The following is a 20,947-nucleotide window of genomic DNA, read 5'->3' on the forward strand; positions in this document are numbered from 1 at the left end:
CTTCCAACGACCCGGCATATCCATTTCTTATTTTGAACATCTTGCACCTGGTATCGGAGCAACCACGGCATAGACCGGGAGGATCGTCCCACGATGAAGTTGAATTTCTATATTCTGAAGAGCTCTCTCGTTGGAGCTCTTGGTGGTCTGCTCTTTGGTTTTGACACAGCGGTAATCGCAGGCACGACCCAAGCACTTACTCAGACTTTTCATCTCACGCCTGCGCAGCTTGGTCTCACTGTTTCGATCGCGCTATGGGGGACAGTCCTCGGTGCAATGACATCCGGCGTTCTTGGGGATCGAATTGGATCTCGTAAGGCACTGCGAATTATGGCAGCTCTCTATGTCGTCTCTGCACTTGGTTGCGGCTTGGCTTGGAGCTGGCCCTCGCTCTTACTCTTCCGATTCATAGGTGGCATTGGGGTAGGCGGATCATCCGTCCTCGGGCCGGTATACATCGCGGAGTTGGCTCCTGCGAAGCTGCGTGGAAGGCTCGTCGGGATGTTCCAGTTCAACGTAGTCTTGGGAATTCTTCTCGCATATTTCTCTAATTACATTATCTCCGGGCTTCACCTTGGCGTAGCGGAATGGCGATGGGAGTTTGCTGTAGCGGCTGTTCCCGCACTGCTGTTCGGAATCTTCCTCTTTACTGTTCCCAGCAGCTCACGGTGGTTGGTAACGCAGAATCGAGTCGACGAAGCACGTCAGGTGCTCCAAATGCTCGGCTCTCCCTCTGCTGAAGAAGAGCTGAACGAGATTGTCGCTTCTATACATTCCGATCGCCAGGCAAAGCACGAATCGGTGTTCCAACGACGCTACCTTTTGCCCCTGCTTCTCGCCATCACGCTCGGCGCCTTCAATCAACTCTCCGGCATCAATGCCATCCTCTATTACCTCAACGATATCTTCGCCGCAGCGGGATTCAGTCAGGTCTCCAGCAATGTACAGGCAGTCATCATCGGCCTTATGAATCTGCTCGCTACGAGTCTCGCCATGTCTGTCATTGATAAGGTTGGCCGTAAGACGTTGTTGTTGATCGGATCCGTTGGCACTGCCGCAGCTTTGGGTGGTGTGGCATACAAGTTCCATACGGGGCAGGCGTCATCATCTTTGCTTTGGCTTCTCATCGCCTTCATCTTTTTCTTTGCGATCTCCCAGGGATCAGTTGTTTGGGTATACATCAGCGAGATCTTCCCCAATCGCGTTCGCTCCAAAGGACAAGGCGTAGGGTCATCTTCTCACTGGATTATGAATGCAGTCATCGCCGCGCTGTTCCCGATGATTGCTGCACATTCGAAGGCGGCGCCGTTCGCCTTCTTTGCAGCCATGATGGCAATCCAGTTCGTACTCGTTCTCCTCTTCTTCCCGGAGACGAAAGGAAAGTCGCTCGAACAGATCCAGGCAAAGCTGGGTATCAGCTGAACTGCAACTTACCAACTCAGCCCGAGGGCAGAGCTGTTGAATCGAAACATGGGGGATGCATGCAGTCGTCAATCTTTAATGTCACTCGAAGAAGCTTCGTGATCGCTTCGTGCGGGCTCTTGATTCCTCGTCTTGGTTGGGCCGCGATTACTTCTCAGCCGGTTCTGTACTGGCCCTTGAATGATCCGAAAGCCGCTGGCCGTGAGAGCACAACGGGATCTCAGGCGACTATTGTGGATGGAACGGGACGGTTGGAATGGATAAAGAATGGGGACACCGAGATTCCACGGCTCGATGGATATTCGGTCTGGGTAGAACATCGACTCGATGCTCCAGTAAGGCTTCGGCGGGAAGTCACAGTCAGCGCTTGGATGGCTCTTGAGTCGTTCCCTGTAAACACAGCTTCGATCATCGAATGGAACAAGGAATCTTCGATCGTTCGTCTTGCCATTGACCGGTTGGGCTTCCTCCTGTTTTCGATTGAAGTCGAGGGTCAAAAGTTTGAATGCCGAACTGAACATTCGATTTCACTCGGAAACTGGCATCACGCAGCAGCGACTCTCGCGCATGACGGCACAATCACGCTATTCCTCGACGGCAAGAAAGTCTCCCGATCTCCGGGAAGAACACCTATCGCTACTCTGGGAGATATTTCGACCGTTTTTCTAGGACGAGCGGTCGCAGGAGAGATCGTCGCAAAGGTCTTCCCGACGAGTGTATTGAATGGTCTGCTACGTGAGGTACGCGTGTACGATACAGCCATTGCGGATCGGGATATCAATGCGCTGAGCCAGGAATTTCAGCCGTCCATAGCCTCACTTTCGCCGGACGGCTCGTGGTTTTCCAATGATCCACAGCGGCCGCAATACCATGCGATGCCTCCACGAGCGTGGACGAATGAGCCCCATGGCCTAGTTCATTTTCGAGGCCAATATCATCTCTTCTATCAGAAGAATGCAAACGGCCCGTACTGGGGACACATCCACTGGGGACATATGACCAGTCCCGACCTCCTGCAGTGGACCGAACAGCCAATGGCCTTGATCCCCTCGCCCGGACCGGACTCGGAAGGCTGCTGGTCGGGCAGCGCGTTGGTTGATAACGGAAAGATCGTACTTATCTACACCGGAGGCGATGGTAAACGAGCCAGCATCTGCATGGCATCAAGCGAGGACGGGGTCCACTTCACAAAGTACGCTGGCAATCCAATCATCGAGGCGCCACCCTCTGGCGTCAATGCGAAGGAATTTCGCGATCCGTTCATCTGGAAAGAGGGGGCGGAGTATCGCATGATTATCGGCTCCGGTATTACGGATGTCGGCGGAACTGCCCTGCTCTATCGTTCACAAAACCTGACGTCGTGGACCTATCTCAAACCTCTCCTTATTGGCGACAAAGCGAACTCGGGTGTCTTCTGGGAGATGCCGGTGTTCGTCAAGATCGGCGATCGCCACGTCCTCATTGTGTGTGAAGTTCCGGGGCGTGCGTCCTATTGGGTAGGAACATGGGAGCATGACGAGTTTCACGTGCTCTCGAAAGAACCCCAAAGGCTCGATCTCTTCAATCACTTCCTTAGCCCAACGCCGTACATCGACGAAAAGGGGAGAGCGATCACAATCGGAATCGTTCCGGATAGCCGGGCTCCTATAGAAGCATGGCAGGCTGGGTGGGCTCATCTCTATGGCCTGCCGCGAGAACTGACGCTCAGCCCTGAAGTGCGGCTGCAACAACAGCCGATAGAGGAGTTGGCAAATAGATTCGCGCTTCTCGCTTCTTCAGAACAGAAGCGGCCACTAGGGCAGAATTGGACACTCCTCGACGGCACAGGTACATGTGTCCACCTCAAGGCTCAAGTCGAACGAGGTGCTTCGGATTCCATAACAATCGCCTTGCGCCGTTCACCCGACAGGCAGGAAGAGACCCTTCTACGATACGACTGGCGCAGCTCTCAATTGACGCTCGATCGAACCAAATCCAGTTTGGATACGCACACAAGGCGAGATCGCCAAGAGGTATCTTATGCACCTCGCGTGTCCGGCAAGCTCGACTTGGAGCTCTTTGTCGATCAGTCGGTAATCGAGGTCTTCATCGACAAGCGGAGCTGTTTCGCAACGCGTGCCTATCCTGTTCTGCCGGAAAGTGTGGGCATCACCGCATGCTGCGAGGGAGGGGAGGCCTACCTCACCAGTTTGCGGGTAAGCGTCCTAAGGGTGTGACGGAGTCCCGACATCGCCTATCAAAGGACCAAATTATGAAGAAGCTTCGACAATATTTCAGTATCATGCTTTTCTCTATCTCTGGCATGCATATGAATGCACAGGAATCAGGACCGTTGGCGCATATCGCCGACTTAAGAAACAGCGTCACATCTCATCGCGCTTCAAGTTTCGACAAGAGTGGAGGCAATGCTGACGCCATTCGAATCAAAGCTGGAGAAACAGCAGCACTCGCTGACATCGCCGGTGCTGGCTCGATTCGCCACATCTGGATCACCATCAATTCACCAAGTGAGTTTCATCTTCGAGAGCTCGTGCTGCGAATGTATTGGGATGGAGACTCAGAACCCAGCGTGGAGGTGCCGATCGGTGACTTCTTCGGCACGGGGTTTGAGTACGAAGCTATCCCCGGAGGACATACTGGACAGCGATATCAATCCTGGCAATCGATGCCTTTGACGGTGCGTGGACGCGCTCTGAGTTCGTACTTCGAGATGCCCTTCTCCAAAGGAGCACGCATCACGGTGACGAACCAGGGTGTAACTGACGTGCCCAGCTTCTATTACCAGATCGATTATCAGAGCTATGCGGACACAAATCCTACCTCAAAACAAGGCCGCTTCCATGCTCAATGGCGGAGCGAGATTACTCGTGCCGTTCCGCTTTCGGAGAGCAATGGCGTCAATCTCGACGGCAAGAATAACTATCTGTTTATGCATGCCAAAGGGCAGGGACAGCTTGTGGGAGTCATCCTTGCCATTCAGGGACTTTCCTCTGGCTGGTGGGGTGAAGGAGACGATATGTTCTTCATCGATGGAGCCACGTCTCCATCAACGATCAACGGTACTGGTATAGAAGACGCCTTTGGAAGTGCGTGGCAGTTTGCCGACGAATTCAACTATCCCTTCGTGGGATATTCGTCCAAAGGCAATCGGGACTGGAGTGGCGCGCATGTGATGTACCGTTTCTTTCTTGAAGATCCCATCTATTTCTCGAAGTCGATCATCGCAGGCATCGAACACGGGCACGCTAACGATCGGCGCGACCTCTATACGAGCGTTACCTTCTGGTACCAGAAAGGCCACCAGACGTTAGACCCGCTTCCACCGCTGAAAGAGCGGTTGCCCCGCCCCTTCTATCGCCAGGAGATGCTGGATCGTGATCTTCCGAACTAAGACCCAGAATTCAGAAACACATTTGGGAAAGGAACCATATGGACCGACGTGCTTTCTTAGTTTCATCTACGATGAGTTCCTTACATTTAGCAACTCATCGAGGATTGAGTCAGACGTTTAAGGCAGCGTTAGCTACACCTGACGAAGAACTCAGAATGAGACTCGCTCATGATCCCTTGCGCCCGCAGTATCATCTTTTGCCGCAAGCTGGGTCCCTCGGCGATCCCTGCGCCCCGCGCTTTTATCGCGGCCAGCACCACGCCTTTTTCCATGGAAATTTTGGCGGTCGCGGATGGCATCACGCCATCAGTTCAGACCTCGTTCACTGGCGACATCTGCCGATTGCACTCTCCCCTACGGAGAACTCCTATGACTCATATGGAACCTTTACCGGAAGTGTTTTGCCGGACGATGACGCCGCAAGCATCATCTATACCGGCGTGACGAAGGTACCGAGGGAGCAAGAGACAATTCGTAACGAAGGACTCAAGGAGGTTCAATGCGTCGCTACTTCAAATGATCCTGAGTTGCGAACATGGCAGCAACTGGACAAACCAATCATTGAGGCGCCCCCTACCGGAAAGAAAATTACGGGGTTTCGTGATCCTTTCTCATGGAAAGAAGGCGATATCTGGTATGTGGGGGTTGGCTCAGGATTCGAACATGAAGGAGGCGCAGTCCTGCTTTATCGCTCAAAAGATGCTCGACACTGGGAGTACCTGCATCCGCTCGCACAGGGAAAGTGGAATGGAAAGATTTTCAGTAATCCTGTCCCAAGCGGAGAGATGTGGGAATGCCCTGACTTCTTCGCTCTTGGTAAAAAGCATGTCCTGCTCTACTCCACTGAGAACGAGACTCGGTGGGAAGTTGGTACATTCGATCGCCAGGAGCTGCGCTTCCATAGCGAATCGAAAGGAAAGCTCGACCATGGCGCCTTCTATGCACCCAAGAGCATGGTGGACGGAGGAGGCAGGCGCATTTTGTTCGGTTGGATACAGGAAACCCGATCGCAGGAAGAGATTAAAGCTGCGGGATGGGCGGGTGCCATGTCATTGCCACGGGTGCTGACCATCAGTTCCGGAAATGAACTCCAGATGGAGGTAGCTTCCGAACTCGCGAAACTTCGCGAAGATACCGTTGCAATTACACACGCAAAAAACCTGAATGAACTCAATAATCGGTTGGCGAAGGCGATCATCCGCAATCGCTCGGGAGAGGTGTCTTGTTCGTTCAAGGTGGGTGATCGTTCCTGTGGGCTGGAACTGCGAATCGGGCCGACGAGCGATAGCAAGCCTATGTTGGCTCTGTCTTATGCCTCAAATCATGCGCCGCCGGACTCGATCATGATCGGAGACAAGACTGTTCCTCTTCATCCGAATCGAGAAAAGGTATCAAATATTCGTATCTGGATCGATGGATCGATTATGGAAGTATTTATCGACTCCAGCCAGGTATTGACGGTGCGAAACTACTTCGATGCAGGACAGTCGCCTGAGATAAGGGCTGTATGCCTGGGGGATGTGGAGGCATTCAGAGGTCTTACTGTGGCTAACATGATGCCCATATCGCAAGACCGCCTTACCACTTCAATCGCCTAAATGCAGTCAGGAAATGACACAGTATTTAGAGGAGCCAGCAGTGGAAATGGATAGTTTACTAGGAGATATTGCATGAAGATTGGCATCAGCGCGTTCGCATGGACATCGTGTTTAGAACGCAAACATCTCGATCTGTTGCCGTGGATCAAATCCTTGGGCATAGACGGTGTCGAAGTTCCAATGTTCGAGCCGGATGCATTGCCGATCAAGAAGATCAGAGATGCGTTTGAAGCCCATGACCTGGAGTGCACTGTCTGCGCCATTCTGCCCAAAACAGTCAATCCCATCAGTCCCCACCAGGAGCAAAGACGACGGGCCATTGAACATCTGATTCGATGCGTTGAAGCCTCGGCAGCGATGGGCAGCAAAGTATTAGGTGGTCCACTTTTCGCTCCTATCGGATATTTGCCTGAACATCGCCCAACGAAGGACGAATGGTCGTGGGCTGTTGAAGCGTTCCAGTCCCTTGAAAGCACTCTTGATAAGACTGATATGACTCTCTCGATCGAACCGGTGAACCGCTCAGAAACCTTCTTTCTGCGGACCGCCGCCGACACGAAACAGTTGTGCGAGTCGATCGGAAATCCTCGAATTGGAGTTACTATCGATACCTTTCATGCCAACATCGAAGAACAAAGTATCCCGAAAGCGATTTTATCTTTGGGATCTCATCTTAAACATGTCCACGCCAGCGAAAACGATCGAGGGCCTTTGGGATATGGGCACGTGCCCTTTGGGGATATCGTCCTCTCCCTCAAAGAGATTGGATATGACGGATATCTGATGATTGAGGGCTTTGGCTACAGTCCCAAAGAAAAGAGTGCTCCTGGCAAACTGTGGGCATATACCGACGTTTCACCAGAAGACCTCACGAAAGGCGGAGTGCGATTCCTTAAAGCATTGATGTAGTGGGCTACTGTTGCACAGGATGGGAGATCGGATTCTGGGGAGGATGACTCCGGTGGTGCGTTCGCAATTGCTAGATCGAGCACGCCTGCCGCCTCTCATTGCTTTTCGCCCTAAAAAGCGCAGGAAGGCAAGCCGCTTTTGAGACGGTGACGAAGATTCCGAGGAGCTAGCGTTTATCGTCGGATATTTTCTTGCCGGCATTCACATCGGCGTAGTCGCGCCAGGCCACGATGTGATCGCCTTCCACCTCGAATATCCCCATTACCTTGATTGCCGCGATTTCGCTTCCGTCCGAGCGTAAGAAACGGTCCAGCCGTTCTGTCAGCACGCGATTTCCGTCTGCGGCGATAGCAAGCATGTCAAAATGGACGGCCGCGATGCTCGGCGACCTGTTGGGTCGTTCTAAGAACGCAATCGCTTCTTCAATGCCAGTAGTTCTCGAAACACCTTCATTAACCCAAACCGTTTTGGAGGTGAAATAGCGCCGGATAGCGATCTTGCCACCGTCCTCAGGGAAAGCAGCGGAGAAGGCGGTGACAATTTCAATTGGCGTTGGCATTCTACTGGCCTCGATCTTGACGGATGGCTTCTTGACAGACGTCTTGGGCGGCTGACACCAAGCAACGGCGGAGAACATTACAGCGAACAAGGTAACGAACGCAGACCTCATCTAAACAGCCTCCAATTCTCAATCTATGAAATTGACTTCAACGGAAAGGTCTGCGTGTCGAGGTTTGTTGGAAGCAACGGGAGTGAAGATTTATCTTCGATTGTGGCCTTAGGCTTGTCATCAAGAGTTGAATGCAGCGCGTTGCTGACTGCCAAAACAATCATCTCGGCCCATTGCATCGCTCGCGAGTTAACGCCTCAATCTGCGGCAAATTTCTGTACGGCGTTGACGTCGAAGTAGTCCCTCCACTCGATAATCTTGTCGCCTTCGATCTCGAAGATGCCCATGACCATCGCGCGTCCGATTTCACTGCCGTCCGCACGCTCGAACCGGTCAAGCCTCTCGGTGAGAACTCGAGATCCGTCGGCGGCAATCGCGAGGATGTCGATACGAACCGTCGCGATGCCCATCGACGCCCCAAGTCCGTCGATCAGGGCGATGGCCTCTTCGACGCCCTTGGTGACCGCAAGACCTTCGTTAACCCAACGGGTGTTGGGTGTGAACCAGCGACGGACGGCTGGCCTTCCGCCGTCTTCAAAGAACGTCGCGCAGAAATCTGAAACAGTTTCGATTGGGGTGGGCATAGCAGCTTCCTCCTGAATGTTGGAAGCCGTCGCGGCCTCCCTGATAAGCCTGAAGATAGGCTTTCAACTGTTTCGCCACAATGCCGGATCTTCCGCCACGATTGCCTGATTTTCCTGATTGCTTGATAATTCTAGGCAATGAAGCCTGGGTTGGCCGCAATGAGCGAACTCGACAAAATCCGCGCGATGACGGTACGCCACGCAGGTCGTCAGAGTCCTCAACTGCCGAGACTGATCGCTTACACCCTCGACCATACAACCGAGGTTGACCCACTGATCTACGATCCTGCCGTGTCCCTGGTGATTCAGGGAACTCAGCGCATGTTTATCGGCGACAAGATGTTTGAGTACGGCCCTGGCCAAAGCATGATTGTTGCGGCTGAGATCGCTGCGTTGGGTCAGATCTGTGAGGCGTCAGAGGATCAACCGTTTGTCGCAGTCGGACTGTTTCTGGACCCGGCTCTGCTGTCGGATCTCGTACTTGAGATGGCCACGATGCCAGAGCTGCGGATTGAGTCGGGATACGGCGTTAGCACCGCGAGCGAATCGCTCCTGGGCGCTTGGAGAAGACTACTGGAGCTACTTGATCGGCCAGCCGAAATCCCGTTCATGGCTCAGTCCCTGGAGCACGAACTCATGTTTCGGCTGCTGATGGGACCGCATGGCGGCCTGCTCCGTCAGATTGCCGGATCTGACTCGCGCCTGATGCACATCCGAAAGGCCATGGCTTGGATCCGCGACCACTACACCGAGCGCCTCAATTTCAAGGCCGTCGCTGCACTCGCGGGCATGAGCGTATCCGTTTTTTACGACCGTTTTAAAGCCGTCGCCGCCGTCAGCCCGCTTCAGTATCAGAAGTATATCCGGCTCCATGAGGCCCGCCGTCGTATGATCGCAAACCAGGCAAGTGCAGCCGAAGTAGGGTTCGCAGTCGGCTATGAAAGCGCATCGCAGTTCAGCCGTGAGTACAAGCGTCTCTTCGGAGCGCCGCCGGGACAGGATACCGAGAGAGCGAAGGCAGGCTTGGGGGCATCAATCCGTTAGGATCGCTTGGTGTTGTCGTTTGAACCGGCGACCTCAGCCCCGATCCATGGCCGCGACGACGTTCGCTCGTGATGCCAAAGCCTCACGCCATAGCGACACACGTGGTGTTCTCTTATCACCTGTACGCACCCCGGGGTTTGAGCGCGACTCTGCCCTCGATGTCTTCAATCGTCTTGAGGGATTAGGAGCTCTACATTCGTACTCATGTGATCTTGCAAGAATTATGTGATGATTCAGATCGGCGCGATTACCCGGTTTTGCACGCCACTGAGGAGGGTATCGACAACCTCCTCTGCGTATGACTCACGGCTGGCGAACGGAAATTTCGTTGCCGTGATCAGCAGCGCCGCCGCCCCATGCGCGCCTGTCCATAACACGGTAGTTACGGCGAATGGGTCCCCTTGAAGCACACCCGCCTTGATGCACGCCTCTACCAACTTGAAGAGAGGTCCAAAGGCTGGATTTCGCTCCTGCAAGTCCTCTCGGGTTAACTCTAGCTCTCCAAGCGTTTCAATCGACATGAACAGGATTCTGTACTCAAAAGGATTCTCCTCGGCATACGCGATGTAATCGAGCAGTATCTTCCTGATAGCCGATAGCGGATCTCGACCAGTAGTGGAATCGAATCGTTTGGCCACCTTTTCAAAGCCCTCCAGTGCGAGAGCAATGAGTAGAGCCTGCTTGTCGGCGAAGTACGAGTAGAGAGCCATCGGCGAACAATCCATCCGACTGGCGAGCTTGCGGATGGTCAACCCCTCATAGCCTTCCTTCTTAATGAGCTCTCGGGCCGTCGTCAGAGTCTCGGCACGCAGTTCAGCGCGATAACGTTCTCTTCGCTTTGGCAGAGTCATTTTCCTCGAAACCTTTGAATCCTTCTCTTTCTGTATAGCATATTATACGTGTACGTTATTTTATTCACGTAAGGAATGCTTATGTTGCCCTCAACTGGCTCACCCGCCGCGCGGACGTTCATTGTAAAAATGAGCTTTCTTATTGCATTAAGCGCGAGCGTCACCGGCTGTTCCGTGGGGCCCAAATATCGTCGCCCGACGGTGAACTTGCAGCCGTTTCACAACGCCCCGTCCATCGAAGCACGAACTGCTTCCATGCCGTCCGCGCCCCTCGACCAGTGGTGGACCGGCTTTCATGATCTCGTTCTAACCAGAGTTGTGATGCGGGCACTGGACCAGAATCTTGATCTCGCGGTTGCCATGACGCGGGTCGAGCAGGCGCGTGCGGCGGCCCGAGGGGCGGGAGCGCGACGGCTGCCGTCTGCAGCTCTCAGTGCTTCGACGACTTCGATTTATCAGTCCACCGAAAGCATGACCGGCCGCATCGGTCGGTACCTGCCCGGCTACGATCGCAGCCAGAACTATTACGATCTCGGAATCAGCGCAAGCTGGGAAGCGGATCTGTTTGGCGGTCTGAAGAAGGGCGCTGAAGCCGCGACCGCCGAAGCCCAGGCGGCGGAGGCTCTTCACACAGGAACCCGCATTACCGTTGTCGCAGAAGCCGCTGATGCTTACATACAGGTACGTGGTGCGCAGGCACGCCTAATCTTTGCCCAAGAGCAGATCTCGACGGACACCCATCTCGTCGAGTTGGTGCAGCAGCGCAGAGACGCAGGCGTCGCCTCCGACCGTGAACTCGCCCAGGCCCAGGCTGTGTTATCGCAAGCCAAGGCGACGGTTCCGCTCATCAAAGTCTCTCTGGAGGCACAGCTGAACCGGCTGGATGTTCTTATGGGCGCCCAGCCCGGAACGTACGCAGCCGAGCTGACGCCGGTGGTCGACATACCCGAAGTGCCTGCAATCTCCGACTTCGGCACGCCTACGGATCTATTGCGCAGGAGACCTGACATCATCGCTGCCGAGCGAATGGTGGCTGCGTCGAACGCTCGCATTGGTGCAGCTCTCGCGGAATATTATCCAAAGCTTTCGCTGTCGGGCGTCCTTGGATCGCAAGCGCTCGCGCCCGCACACCTCTTCCAACAGCAGGGATTTCAACCTGCCGGTGTCGTGGGTCTGCGTTGGAGACTCTTCGATTTCGGCAGAGTTGCCGCGGAAGTGAAACAAGCGCGCGGCGCTGAGGCCGGGGCCTTGCTCCAGTATCGAAGTTCTGTCCTGCATGCGGCCGAGGATGTGGAAGATGCCTTCAGTCTCCTCGTCCAGTCAGAGAATCGTCGCAACGAAATCCTGCGTGAAATCGAGGAGCTGCAGCGCGTACGCGACCGCTCCGAAGAGTCTTACACCGCCGGTGTCATCGGCCTAACTGACGTACTCGATGCCGATCGTCAATTGCTTGCGGCCAAGGACGACTTGGCCGTGGCACGAGAGAGTGCGGCGCGTGCAGCCATAGGCTCTTATCGCGCTCTCGGCGGCGGCTGGCTTCAGTAATCGAAATCCAAAACATAAGAAGGTGTGCGACCTATGAAGAAGATCAATTTCAATTATTCTGCGCTGCTCGTCACAGGCGTCATCGTCGGCGTGGCCGGTTGCAGTCAAAAGCAGGAAGCAGACCCAAGAACGAAGCCGGAACTGGTTCGCATCGTGGAGGTAGGCTCGTCCTCTGTAGCAGGTCGCGCATTCACGGGCGTGATCTCAGCGCGTGTCCAGAGTGATCTGGGCTTCCGGATTCCTGGAAAGATCACGAAACGCCTGGTCGATACAGGACAGTTTGTCCGTGCGGGGCAACCGCTCCTGACGATCGATCGAACAGACTATGGTCACGCGATTACGGCACGAACGGAGACCGTCACTGCGGCAAAGGCGAAAGCTGTTCAAGCTGCTGCCGATGAAGCCCGATATCGCGGCTTGGTCAAGAGCGGCGCGGTTTCGGCTTCTATCTATGATCAGATCAAGGCCGCATCGGACGCGGCACAAGCTGACCTCGCTGCCGCTAAAGCACAAGAGCTGGTCGCGAGAGATGAGGACGCCTACTCACAACTTGTTGCGGATGCGGACGGTGTTGTGATCGAGACCTTAGCCGAACCGGGGCAGGTCGTAGCGGCAGGGCAAACGGTTGTGAAACTCGCCCGCTCCGGCCCGAGAGAAGCCGCTGTCAATCTGCCCGAGACGTTGAGGCCTGCGCTTGGATCGAGGGCATATGCCACGCTCTACGGCAGCGCGACCATGGTGCCAGTGCGACTGCGACAACTCTCCAATGCTGCTGACCCGCAGACCCGTACCTATGAAGCGCGCTACGTTCTCGAAGGCGCTGCCGCGAACGCGCCTCTTGGCGCAACCGTCACAGTCCACCTCTCTGGTCCTGTAGGCACCGATTCGTTGCAGGTACCGGTCTCATCCATCCTCGATCAAGGGAAAGGGACTGGCGTCTGGATACTCAATCCGGCTACGTCTACTGTCACATTTCAGCTAGTGCAAGTTCGCCAACTGGGTGAAGAGCTGGCGACCATCAGCGGAAACGTACACCCAGGACAACAGATCGTGGCCCTTGGAGTTCACCTCCTTCACGATGGTGAACACGTGCGTCCAGAGACAAAGGGAGGAGTTCGATGAGCCAGCACGAAGCCCAAGATAACTTCCGGAAGTCCCTGGAAACCGGCCCTTCCGGACCGGAGTTTCGCAAGTCCGCGGAAAGACAGTTTCTGAATCTGTCGGCTCTCGCAGTCCGTGAGAAGGCAGTCACGCTCTTCCTGCTGGTCATGATCGCCGCCGCTGGCGTCTTCGCCTTCCTAAAATTGGGACGTGCCGAAGATCCTAGCTTCACCATCAAGGTGTTTACCGTCTCAGCGGTATGGCCCGGAGCGACAGCGCAAGAAATGCAGGATCTCGTTGCCGAGCCGCTGGAAAAGCGCATGCAGGAATTGCGCAACTATGACCGGGTAGAGACCTTCACTCGCCCCGGCCTCGCGCTCATGATGGTGACTCTCAAGGACAACACTCTCCCAAAGGACGTACCGGAAGAGTTTTACCAGGCTCGGAAAAAGCTGGGTGACGAAGCACACAAATTACCTCAAGGTGTCTTCGGCCCCTTTATCAATGACGAATACTCGGATGTGACATTCGCACTCTACTCGGTCGAGGCTCCAGGCCTTCCTCCCCGCCAACTTACCCGCGAAGCAGAAACTCTTCGGCAGCGGGTTCTTCAGGTGCCTGGGGTGAAGAAGATCGACATTGTTGGAGAACGTCCAGAACGGATCTTTGTCGAGTTCTCATACGAACGGCTGGCAACTCTGGGAGTCAGTGTCCGCGATGTTTTCGATGCACTCGCTCGCGAGAATGCGATCACCCCATCTGGCTCTATCGAAACGAAAGCTCAACAGGTCTTCATTCGTCTGGATGGCGCGCTCGATGATCTACAGAAGATCCGGGATACCTCAGTCGTGGCGGGCGGGCGCACCCTGAAGCTCTCTGATATTGCCGACGTGAAGCGCGGATACGAAGATCCCGCGACCTTTCTTGTTCGTCATAACGGCGAACCGGCCTTACTTCTCAGCATCGTGATGAAGGAGGGCTGGAACGGCCTGGATCTCGGCAAAGCCCTGCTTGCCGAACAGAAGAAGATAGCCGCAGAACTACCAGCGGGCATCAGCTATACCAAAGTGACGGACCAGGCGGTGAACATCCGCGAAGCCGTGGATGAGTTCATGCTGAAGTTCTTTGTTGCCCTTGCTGTTGTGATGATCGTCAGCATCATCAGTCTCGGTTGGCGTGTAGGAATTGTTGTCGCAGCAGCCGTACCGCTTACGTTGGCGGCTGTCTTCGTCATCATGCTTGCAACGGGAAGAGTATTCGATCGCATCACGCTCGGCGCTCTCATACTGGGCCTTGGTCTTCTGGTGGATGACGCGATCATCTCCATCGAGATCATGGTGGTCAAAATGGAGGAAGGGTGGGATCGCGTTCGGGCTGCCGGATACGCATGGAGTCACACCGCTGCTCCAATGCTGGCAGGCACGCTGGTTACAGTGATCGGTCTTATGCCAGTGGGTTTCGCTGAATCGAGTGCGGGCGAGTACGCAGGAAATATCTTCTGGATCGTCGGTTTTGCCCTGATCACCTCATGGGTCGTGGCGGTAACCTTCACGCCGTATCTTGGCGTGAAGATGCTGCCCGAGATCAAGGCTCTTCCTGGGGGACATGAAGCGATCTATGCGACACCCGGCTACCAGAAACTCCGGCGACTCATAGCATGGGCGGTACACCGGAAGTTCTTCGTCGCTTGCATTGTTCTTGGCATCTTCGTTCTTTCGGTTGCAGGAATGGGACTTGTCAAGCAACAGTTCTTCCCCCAATCCGATAGGCCAGAGCTGCTGGTAGAGGCGACCCTGCCGCAAGGCACCGCCATCGAGGCCACTACCGCCACCTCAAAAAAGATAGAGAACTGGCTTCGCCTACAGCCCGAAGCGAAGATCGTTACGGCCTACATTGGGGCGGGTGCTCCGCGCTTCTTCTTTTCGTATAACCCGGAACTCCCGAACCCCAATTTGGCCAAGATCATCATCCTGACGGACAGCGAGAAAGATCGGGATCATCTGAAGCTCAAGCTCCGTGAAGAGGTCGGGCGGGGCCTTGCGCCGGAAGCACGTGTGCGCGCCTCGCAACTTGTCTTTGGCCCCTACTCCCCATGGCCGGTAGCGTTTCGTGTCATAGGTCCAAATCTCGATAAGGCCCGCGCGATTGCGACGCAGGTACAGGCTGCAATGCTTGCAAATCCTCATACGCGGCAAGTGAACCAGGACTGGGGAGAACGTGCGCCTACGGTACATTTTGTGCTCGACCAGGCGCGGCTGCAACTGATCGGCCTTTCGTCCCGGGAGGCCGCCGAACAGATCCAATTCCTTCTGACGGGCGCGCCAGTGACACAGGTCCGTGAAGACATTCGAACCGTAGATGTAGTCGCGCGAAGTGCCGGAACGGATCGCTTTGATCCCACAAAGCTCAACGACATGACCCTGATGAATCACACCGGCAAGGTGATTCCACTCAGTCAGGTCGGACACATCGAAGTTCGCTCGGAAGACCCGATCCTCAAACGCCGTGATCGCTTGCCGACGATTACGGTAGAGAGTGACATCGACGAATCCCTTCAACCACCTCAGGTCTCTGCGGAGATTGAAAAGGCAATTCAGCCCATCATCGCAAGTTTACCCGAGGGCTACAAGATCGAAACCGGCGGCAATATAGAAGAGGCCGGAAAGGCGAACAAGGCACTGGTGAAGGTCTTTCCGTTGATGATCGTGTTGATGTTTACCGTGATTATCTTCCAGGTTCGGTCATTCTCCGGCATGTTCATGGTGGTCCTCACAGCACCTTTGGGTCTCGCTGGTGCCGTTCCAACGTTGCTTCTGTTTCATCAACCATTCGGGTTCAACGCGATCCTCGGACTCATCGCCTTGGCCGGCATCCTGATGCGCAATACCCTGATCCTGATCGGCCAGATCAAAACAAATCAGGAAGAGGGGCTCGATAACTATCACGCGGTCGTGGAGGCGACGGTACAGCGATCACGTCCCGTAATCCTTACGGCACTTGCAGCTGTGTTGGCATTCATTCCTCTGACCTTCTCCGTCTTCTGGGGATCGATGGCATACACCCTGATTGGGGGAACTGCCGTCGGAACTGTGCTGACTCTCCTGTTCCTCCCTGCACTCTATTCCATCTGGTTTGGTGTAAGACCGACAGCAGTTCCGGGCGATGAGACAGAAGCAGTGCTGGCTCGTTCATAGCCGAGAGCAGGCACGATCACCAATAACTGTCTGGTCGGCGCTAGTCAGTGCTGACCAGGCAAAAACATCCGAGGCTGCGACGAGTTTTCAAAAGACCTGGTCCAATGTCTCGCCTATCATGCCCGCGGACAGAACAGGCAGTCATTCAAGGAGCGAACGATGCCAATACTAACGTTGATGTCTCTCTCAAACCTATTCACGATTTTTGCGGTTGGCCTGCTGGTCGGCTCTGAGGTTTGCCTAACCGCATTTACCAACCCGGTTCTGTTGAAGCTCGATGAACCTGCCCGGATCAAAGCCGCCCATCTGCTGGCATCGAAACTGGCAACTCCTCTGCCTCCATGGAATGTGTTATGTCTCTTGCTCTTCATTACGAACGCTGTGCTTCGACGTCACGAACCAAGTCTCCCATTCCTGATCGCAAGCTGCGTCCTATGGGCTGCCGCGGCGGCCTTTACATTGACCTTGATGCTCCCACTCAACACGCGTCTTGCACGCCTCGATGCGAACGCACCGTCGAGGCAGGCGGTCAGCGATTACGCGTACTGGGCCAAACGTCACCTTCCCCGGCTTTGTTTGCTGACGGCTGCGTTTCTCTCTTTTCTATTTGCCAACTATTTCTAAGATTGATTGCGCACACTGTTCAGAAGCACTCCATTATGTCCAAACGATTCCATGCGGCCCGTGTTGCCGTTCATCTTCCTGCCTGCACGAGCGTTACTTTCAGTGCATACTGACGGCTTTAGGGACAGCCGCGCGTCACTCACCGTTGCCGCAAGCTGTGCATTCTTAGGCCTGCTTCGCAAGCCACTCTTTGAACAGTTTCACTTTACGAAACGCCCCATGGCTCTTCGCGTGCACTAAGTAATAGGAATCCTGAGACAGCATTGTCTGCGGGATAGCCTGCACCAGACGGCCTTGCGCAACATCGTCCTGCGCGAGGAATCGTGGTACCAGCGCCAGGCCCATTCCTGCGGCCGCAGCTTCCAGCAACATGAAGATGTGTTCGAACCCCGGTCCGTCGGAATCGACATTGGTTTTGATCCCGTGTTCGCTTAGGAATGCGTTCCATGCTGCTGGTCGTGTCGTGTGCTGAAGACGGCGGAGCGGTAAGAGGTCGCGCGGTCCTTGAAGGGCTCCTCGCGAACGCAAGTACGAAGGGGAACAGAACACGCCGATCTCCTCCGCCATGAGAAATGTGGACACGCATCCCGGCCATTGCCCTGCGCCATAACAGATGGCGACATCAACCGCATTGAAGTTGAAATCGTGAAAGCTATTTGCGGTTGTCAGATCTGCCGTGATGCCGCGGTACTTCTTTTCAAAGTCCGCGAGGCGCGGAACGAGCCAGCGGAAGGCAAATGTTGGCAGTGTCGCGATGGAGAGAGTCCGGCCGGCATCATCGTTCTTGATGGAACGAGTCGCTCGATCAATCCGATCGAGTGCTTCACCCACCTGTGTGTAGTAATCCTTTCCATTGGTGGTCAGCTCAAGTTGCCTGCCGTTCCGGTGGAAGAGCTTGACTCCGATCTCCTCTTCGAGCGCGGCGACCATTCTGCTGATTGCGCCCTGCGTCACGTGCAGTTCTTCTGCGGCGCGTGTAAAGCTGCGATGTCGGGCGGCGGCTTCAAACGACCGAATTGCATTGAGTGACGGCAGCCTACGATCTGCGGTATTCATGAGTTTTACTCATTATAGAGGAGGAGAAGTGGTTTGAAATTCGCCCACCTGCCCTGCAATATAGGCATGTAGACGGCGACTTATTCATTTCATCTGAGGATCTTCATGACAAAACTGAATCCATTCCACCTTGCTTTTCCGGTGACTGACCTCGAAGCTACGCGTCATTTTTACGGTCAGATTATGCAATGTCCTGAAGGCCGTTCAAGCGATACATGGATCGATTTCGATTTATATGGGCATCAAGTCGTGGCGCACATGGCTCCGGCTGGAGCAAAGCCGCACACCAACCCTGTCGACGGCCATGCGGTTCCCGTCCCTCACTTCGGCGTCGTCCTGGATTGGGACGATTTTGACCCGCTCGTACAACGGCTGACCGCGGCTCAGGTGAAGTTTGTCATCGAGCCCTATATCCGCTTTGCGGGCGAAGTAGGGGAGCAGGCGACGATGTTTTTTCTGGACCCATCCGGGAATGCATTGGAGTTCAAGGCCTTCCGCGATCCGTCGTTACTTTTCGCGAAATGATTTCCAGTCAACCATCGATATCGATCATCTGACGGAGAGAGGAATTATTTATGTCAACGAATATCAAAACGGTTTCCACGCGGGACTTTGAAGATGTGATCACGACTGTTGCGAAGTACGTCGCCGGATTGCAGGCAGGGAGAGCTGACGGTGTAGCCGAAGCCTTTCATCGGGATGCTGTGATGTACGGCTTCGCAAGTGGCCAGTTGCTCGGCGGCACAATCAAGAATCTATATGAGTTCGTTGAGAAGAACGGCGCCGCACCGGCGATCAAGACGCGGCTCGATGTGCTCGCGATTACGCCCACTACCGCAGTGGTACGTGTCGACATGGAGAAGGATGCCATCGGCGCGAACTATACGGACTTTCACACCCTCATCAAGCTCGACGGCACCTGGCAAATCATCGCCAAAGTCTTTCACATGTACGAAGGATAAGAGCGACACGAGATTTGTACAGTCGTCGTCCTCAGCGGCGATATCGGGCAAAACAGGATTTGCTGCTGAGGACGAGCGATTTTAACAAACGACTGGAATCATTTCTGAGGCACTCCATGATAGACAACTCCCTTCAGGAGACACTTCGCCATGCCAATTTCAAGGTGACGATGGATGTGTATACGCAGAGTGTGACGGAGGTAAAACGCAGTGCCCATAATCGCGTTGTAAGTCAGATTATGGGAGGCGCTTCACGCGACGCGGAAGAGAACCAATAAGGCCTTGCAGTGCGGCAATCCTTATCGATCCTTTTCGAACCCACGTTTTTTCGGTTCGAAACTCGTAAGTTGTTGGATTGATTTGGCGTCCCCGACGGGATTCGAACCCGTGTTATCGCCGTGAAAGGGCGGTGTCCTAGGCCGGGCTAGACGACGGGGACGCTTGTAGGCAGGAGCCTTCGCGCTTTAAGCGGGCCTCTATTACCCTAACAATACTGAGAGCTCATGTCAAAAGCGCACCCGCACGGATACAAGTACCTCGACGCCCTGATCACGGCTTTTGTCGTGATTCTGCTGGTCAGCAACCTGGTCGCACAAAAGATCTGCCGCATCGGCCCCTTTGAGGTCTCCGGCGCCGTCATCCTGTTTCCCATCACCTACATCTTTGGCGACGTTTTTACCGAGGTGTACGGCTATGGCGCATCGCGGCGAGCCATCTGGCTGGGCTTCTTCGGTACGGCGCTGCTTTACCTGATGGGCACCATCACCATCGCTTTGCCCGCCGCCAGTGGCTGGCACAACCAGGCCGCCTTTGAGACCGTCTTCGGTTTTATCCCGCGTATCCTCATCGCCAGCATCATCGCCTACTTCCTTGGCGAGTTCGCCAATAGCTACACCATGGCTCGGCTGAAGCTGATGACCGAAGGAAAGATGCTGTGGACACGCACCGTCGGCTCCACCATCGTGGGGCAGGCGGTGGATACCGCCGTCGTCATCACGCTGACCTTTGGCTTCACGCTACCGTGGGCTGACATTGGTCGGCTCATCATTACCGGCTACGGTCTGAAAGTGGCGTATGAAGTGCTGGCAACGCCCATCACGTATGCCGTTGTCGGCTGGCTGAAGCGGACCGAAGGAGTGGATGCCTTTGACCGGCATACTAGCTTCAATCCGTTTCGCTTCGGAGAGTAACCACTAGAAAGAACGCGTGTCACTCCCGGCGACTGCTCCGCTGGACTCCTGTGCCAGCAGCACCAGGTGCCGTTTGGTGCCTGCGGCGGCGAGTGAGGCATCGATAGGAACCCGCACCGTCTGCTCTCCATCCTGCTTCACGGTCGCTACCGTGGTCAGCGATCGCGCTACGGCTACGTGGGCGAGGGTGCGGCCGCTATTCTCGCCTCGCTTCACGGAAGAGGTTGCTTCGTCCTGTGTCAGTACAGCGATGATCTTCAGAGGATCCCGCAAGGACAAGCCTTTGGCGGAGAAGCGAACCGCGAGGTCTTTCCCAACTGCATCCGCTGAGAGAATATTCAGTGCCATCTGTGGCTGCCTTGCCGCGTTTTGAAAGGCCTTTGTGAGCCCCGCCTCATCGTTGCCGACAATCTGTTGCTGGCCGTTGATCACCATCTGCGGCGTGTAGACATCGGGGAGCTGAAACTGCGTTCCATAGCCCTGCTGGCGCGCAGTATAGGTCTCCGCAGAGAAGGGGTCTTTCCAGCCAAGCTGATTCCAGTACGTGACATGCTCACTGATGGCGATGACCAACTGACCAGAGGATGTGCGCGTATGGTTGAGGCGCTGCAGTAGCTTGTCTGCAGGCGGGCAACTGGAACATCCCTCAGAGGTAAACAACTCCACGACGACGGGATTGGACTGAGGAACAGTCTGCGCGTTGCCGGTAAGTGCAACCAAAGTGCTAAGCAATGCAATGCGAGCGATCATGAAAGGCCGGTCCTTCTGCAGCCGTACCTTTGACTCCTCCACAAACGGGTTGGTTA

18 protein-coding genes and 1 tRNA gene are annotated in these 20,947 nt (G+C 55.0%); 13 read left to right on the forward strand and 6 right to left on the reverse strand.

The features are described from left to right. Nucleotides 1–93 precede the first annotated feature (93 nt). From OHL13_RS01435 to OHL13_RS01455, 5 genes are all read left to right on the forward strand, one after another. The gene (locus tag OHL13_RS01435) at nt 94–1,422 is read left to right on the forward strand and encodes a sugar porter family MFS transporter (RefSeq protein ID WP_263408330.1); all 1,329 of its coding nucleotides are present in this window, start codon (nt 94–96) and stop codon (nt 1,420–1,422) included. Nucleotides 1,423–1,481: 59 nt separating this feature from the next. Next, on the forward strand, nt 1,482–3,638 hold the full coding sequence (locus tag OHL13_RS01440; protein WP_263408331.1) for a GH32 C-terminal domain-containing protein: 2,157 nt from the start codon (nt 1,482–1,484) through the stop codon (nt 3,636–3,638). 35 nt (nt 3,639–3,673) lie between these two features. Beyond that, the gene (locus OHL13_RS01445; RefSeq protein ID WP_263408332.1) at nt 3,674–4,813 is read left to right on the forward strand and encodes a glycoside hydrolase family 172 protein; all 1,140 of its coding nucleotides are present in this window, start codon (nt 3,674–3,676) and stop codon (nt 4,811–4,813) included. A gap of 155 nt (nt 4,814–4,968) precedes the next feature. Then, the gene (locus tag OHL13_RS01450; RefSeq protein WP_263408333.1) at nt 4,969–6,411 is read left to right on the forward strand and encodes a glycoside hydrolase family 32 protein; all 1,443 of its coding nucleotides are present in this window, start codon (nt 4,969–4,971) and stop codon (nt 6,409–6,411) included. A gap of 72 nt (nt 6,412–6,483) precedes the next feature. Further along, nucleotides 6,484–7,320 carry a sugar phosphate isomerase/epimerase family protein gene (locus OHL13_RS01455; protein WP_263408334.1) on the forward strand — a complete coding sequence of 279 codons (837 nt, stop codon included), beginning with the start codon at nt 6,484–6,486 and terminating at the stop codon, nt 7,318–7,320. Nucleotides 7,321–7,486: 166 nt separating this feature from the next. On the opposite strand, the gene OHL13_RS01460 is transcribed toward OHL13_RS01455, so the two are convergent. Together OHL13_RS01460 and OHL13_RS01465 are read right to left on the reverse strand one after the other, a co-directional pair. After that, a complete protein-coding gene (locus OHL13_RS01460; protein WP_263408335.1) occupies nt 7,487–7,879 on the reverse strand; it encodes a limonene-1,2-epoxide hydrolase in 393 nt (130 codons plus the stop codon). Nucleotides 7,880–8,187: 308 nt separating this feature from the next. Next, nucleotides 8,188–8,574 (reverse strand): limonene-1,2-epoxide hydrolase family protein, encoded by a 387-nt coding sequence (locus tag OHL13_RS01465; RefSeq protein ID WP_263408336.1) that lies wholly within the window; start codon nt 8,572–8,574, stop codon nt 8,188–8,190. Nucleotides 8,575–8,733: 159 nt separating this feature from the next. Here OHL13_RS01465 and OHL13_RS01470 point away from each other — a divergent pair, with 159 nt between their 5' ends. Then, nucleotides 8,734–9,618, forward strand: coding sequence for an AraC family transcriptional regulator (locus OHL13_RS01470; RefSeq protein ID WP_263408337.1), 885 nt, complete (start codon nt 8,734–8,736; stop codon nt 9,616–9,618). Nucleotides 9,619–9,851: 233 nt separating this feature from the next. On the opposite strand, the gene OHL13_RS01475 is transcribed toward OHL13_RS01470, so the two are convergent. Continuing rightward, nucleotides 9,852–10,469 carry a TetR/AcrR family transcriptional regulator gene (locus OHL13_RS01475; protein ID WP_263408338.1) on the reverse strand — a complete coding sequence of 206 codons (618 nt, stop codon included), beginning with the start codon at nt 10,467–10,469 and terminating at the stop codon, nt 9,852–9,854. 81 nt (nt 10,470–10,550) lie between these two features. On the opposite strand from OHL13_RS01475, the gene OHL13_RS01480 reads away from it, so the two are divergent. The 4 genes from OHL13_RS01480 to OHL13_RS01495 all read left to right on the forward strand — a co-directional run bounded on the left by OHL13_RS01480 (nt 10,551) and on the right by OHL13_RS01495 (nt 16,933). Continuing rightward, nucleotides 10,551–12,014: an efflux transporter outer membrane subunit gene (locus OHL13_RS01480; protein ID WP_263408339.1), complete on the forward strand. Its 1,464-nt coding sequence runs from the start codon at nt 10,551–10,553 to the stop codon at nt 12,012–12,014. A gap of 33 nt (nt 12,015–12,047) precedes the next feature. Continuing rightward, nucleotides 12,048–13,136 (forward strand): efflux RND transporter periplasmic adaptor subunit, encoded by a 1,089-nt coding sequence (locus tag OHL13_RS01485; protein WP_263408340.1) that lies wholly within the window; start codon nt 12,048–12,050, stop codon nt 13,134–13,136. Further along, entirely contained in the window at nt 13,133–16,309 is a 3,177-nt protein-coding gene (locus OHL13_RS01490; RefSeq protein ID WP_263408341.1) for an efflux RND transporter permease subunit, read from the forward strand. Before OHL13_RS01485 ends, OHL13_RS01490 begins: the two co-directional genes overlap by 4 nt. Nucleotides 16,310–16,468: 159 nt before the next feature. Further along, complete coding sequence (locus OHL13_RS01495; protein WP_263408342.1) at nt 16,469–16,933, forward strand: DUF1772 domain-containing protein; 465 nt, start codon at nt 16,469–16,471, stop codon at nt 16,931–16,933. A gap of 165 nt (nt 16,934–17,098) precedes the next feature. On the opposite strand, the gene gcvA is transcribed toward OHL13_RS01495, so the two are convergent. Continuing rightward, nucleotides 17,099–17,989 carry a transcriptional regulator GcvA gene (gcvA, locus tag OHL13_RS01500; RefSeq protein ID WP_263408343.1) on the reverse strand — a complete coding sequence of 297 codons (891 nt, stop codon included), beginning with the start codon at nt 17,987–17,989 and terminating at the stop codon, nt 17,099–17,101. A 105-nt stretch (nt 17,990–18,094) separates the two neighbouring features. Between gcvA and OHL13_RS01505 the strand changes: the two genes are divergently transcribed. Then, on the forward strand, nt 18,095–18,514 hold the full coding sequence (locus OHL13_RS01505; protein ID WP_263408344.1) for a VOC family protein: 420 nt from the start codon (nt 18,095–18,097) through the stop codon (nt 18,512–18,514). Nucleotides 18,515–18,564: 50 nt separating this feature from the next. Continuing rightward, the gene (locus OHL13_RS01510) at nt 18,565–18,951 is read left to right on the forward strand and encodes a nuclear transport factor 2 family protein (RefSeq protein ID WP_263408345.1); all 387 of its coding nucleotides are present in this window, start codon (nt 18,565–18,567) and stop codon (nt 18,949–18,951) included. A 361-nt stretch (nt 18,952–19,312) separates the two neighbouring features. Here OHL13_RS01510 and OHL13_RS01515 read toward each other — a convergent pair. Further along, a tRNA-Glu gene (locus OHL13_RS01515) sits at nt 19,313–19,390 on the reverse strand. Nucleotides 19,391–19,454: 64 nt separating this feature from the next. On the opposite strand from OHL13_RS01515, the gene OHL13_RS01520 reads away from it, so the two are divergent. Further along, nucleotides 19,455–20,141 carry a queuosine precursor transporter gene (locus OHL13_RS01520; protein WP_263408346.1) on the forward strand — a complete coding sequence of 229 codons (687 nt, stop codon included), beginning with the start codon at nt 19,455–19,457 and terminating at the stop codon, nt 20,139–20,141. A 3-nt stretch (nt 20,142–20,144) separates the two neighbouring features. On the opposite strand, the gene OHL13_RS01525 is transcribed toward OHL13_RS01520, so the two are convergent. Continuing rightward, nucleotides 20,145–20,891, reverse strand: coding sequence for a DUF1223 domain-containing protein (locus OHL13_RS01525; RefSeq protein WP_263408347.1), 747 nt, complete (start codon nt 20,889–20,891; stop codon nt 20,145–20,147). Nucleotides 20,892–20,947: the final 56 nt, after the last annotated feature.

Origin of the sequence: Terriglobus tenax (genome assembly GCF_025685395.1) — a bacterium.
Taxonomy (GTDB): domain Bacteria; phylum Acidobacteriota; class Terriglobia; order Terriglobales; family Acidobacteriaceae; genus Terriglobus; species Terriglobus tenax.